Source organism: Micromonospora orduensis (assembly GCF_006228125.1).
Classification (GTDB): domain Bacteria; phylum Actinomycetota; class Actinomycetes; order Mycobacteriales; family Micromonosporaceae; genus Micromonospora; species Micromonospora orduensis.
On the sequence record NZ_VDFY01000023.1, the window covers coordinates 1 to 2,191 of the forward strand.

The 2,191-nt window shown below is 73.3% G+C and carries 2 protein-coding genes and 1 pseudogene; all 3 read right to left on the reverse strand.

Annotated elements, in window-relative coordinates; all coding sequences use genetic code 11:
- A partial coding sequence (locus FHG89_RS00150) for a pirin family protein (protein ID WP_139581818.1) occupies window positions 1-708 on the reverse strand: 708 nt, incomplete at its 3' end.
- Between the two features lie 64 nt (window positions 709-772).
- The gene (locus FHG89_RS00155; protein WP_244295037.1) at window positions 773-1,705 is read right to left on the reverse strand and encodes a hypothetical protein; all 933 of its coding nucleotides are present in this window, start codon (window positions 1,703-1,705) and stop codon (window positions 773-775) included.
- Window positions 1,706-1,874: 169 nt separating this feature from the next.
- A pseudogene (locus tag FHG89_RS00160) lies at window positions 1,875-2,191 on the reverse strand (hypothetical protein); the annotation flags it as partial.

Genomic DNA, 2,191 nt, shown 5'->3' on the forward strand with positions numbered 1-2,191 from the left:
CCCGAGGTAGAGCAGCGCCCCCGGCTCGAACCCCACCCCCGCGGCCTCCGCCGAGCCGGACATCGCCAGCAGGGCGTACTCGAAATCGGGTCGCAGCGGCAGCGTGGTCGGCGCGGTGCCGCCCAGTTCCAGCTGCGCGCCCATCAGCGGGGTGTGCACGACCGCCGGTGACCGTTCGCCGGCCAACTCCCCGACCAGCAACGTGACGTCCAGCTCGCCGTCACGCCAGCGCGGCAGGTCCGCGTGGTGGGCGAAGGCCGCCGCGCCGGCCCGCGCCGGATCCGGCAGCGCCACCCACAGCTGCACGCCGTGCATCACCGGCGGATGGACGGCCGGCGAACGCTCGGAGTGGGCGATGCCCTGACCCGACGTCATCACGTTCAACTGACCGGGTCGGATCGCCTGCACGCTGCCGAGGCTGTCCCGGTGGATGATCTCGCCGTCGAGCAGCCACGTCACCGTCTGCAGGCCGGTGTGCGGATGCGGCGGCACCTCCATACCGGGCCGCTGCGCCACATCGTCCGGGCCGAAATGGTCGACGAAACACCACGCCCCGACCATGCGGCGGGGACGCTGCGGCAGCAGCCGGCGCACGGTCGTGTAGCGGCCGAGCGGCACATCGTGGCCCGGCAGCAGCACGCTGCCGGGATCGGCATCGGCGACGCCGGGTGGTCGGGTCTGCGCCAGCATCGATTCGGTACGCTCCACCGCCCGACTGTACGCTCACGCCCACCCGCGGCCGCGGCTCTTCCCGTCGCCCGCCAGCGCCGGATCAGCCTTCGCCGGTGTCCACCGTCACGCTGTTCGCCCCCGCCACCAGGTCGAGGTAGAGCCGGTCGGTCGACCGGTCCCAGCCGGGCGCACCCAGCAGCGAACCCGCGCCCACGCCGTTCCACCGTTCGTCACCCACGACCACCGAACCCGCACCCGCACCGACCCGCACCCGGACCGCAGGCGCACCTGGCACCCGCACGTCCAGCTGACTCGTCCCGCCGGTCAGCCGTACGACCACCGTGCCGTCGATCACCGGCAGGAGGACCTCGGTACGGCTCGACCCGCCGGCCAGTTCCACACCCAGCAGCCGGGCCCGGGTCAGATCCAACACCTGCCCGCTCACCCCACCGGTCAACTGGAGACGCCACGCGACCCGCTCGTTGAGCAGCACCCGCACAGCCTTCACCCCGGACGCGCCAGTGTCCGCCAGGCCGAGGCGTACGGTGTCGCCCCGCACCTCCGATCGCGCCGCCACACCCGAGCCGGCAGGGGTGTCGATCCGGTAGAGGTCGTCGCCCAGATCCGCCACCCGCAGTTCGAACGACGACACCCCGTCCACGAGCACGAAGGTGGCCCGCTGCCGCCCGGCCAGCGGCGCGGTCATCGTCTGCTCGGCAGCCCGCGCGGGACCCGAACCGTCAGGGCGGCTGCCGTCCGGACGGCTGCCGTCCGGGCGGCTGCCGTCGGGTGCGCCCGTGTAGGCCTGACCGAGGCGGTGCGGGTCGGCGATGATGACCGCCACGACCGCGGCGCCGAGGATCAGCACGACCGCGGCAGCGGCCGCCAGCAGGCGCGCGCCGACCGACCAGCGACCCGGTGCCGCCTCGGCGCCCGCCGGTCGCGCCTCCGGCCGGTGCCCTGCGTCCGGCTCCGGCTGGCGCTCCGGTTGCCGTTCTGGTTCACGCTCGGTGCCGTCACCCACCACGGCCATGCTTCGTCCCTCCGCCGGTCCCCGCCGGAAGGTACGTACCCGCCCGCCGATCGGATCACTCGCCGCCGACCAGGCCACTCCGCTACGTCGCGTCCGTGAATCGTGGACAGACGCGCCGATGGCCGGCACCCCGTTGCGGGGGTGCCGGCCATCGAATGTGTGCGGTGGGTCAGCTGTTCCAGTGCTGGGCCACGAGGTCGGTGGCCTGCTGTTCCCACTGGGCGTACGCGTCCGGGTACGCCGAGACCTGCACGGTCTGCGCGGCGTCGGTCAGCGGCATGTCCTGCCAGCCGTCAACCTGACGCAGGCCCTTGAGGAACGCCGTCGTCGAGTACTCCGGGTCGGTGATCTGCTCCGGGGTGCCCCAACCCGAGCTCGGGCGCTGCTGGAACAGGCCCAACGAGTCGTGGTCGTTGCGGTCGCCGAGGTGGCCGAGGTTCTCCAGCTTCGACTCCTGCAGGCTCGTCGCGATCGAGATGACCGCGG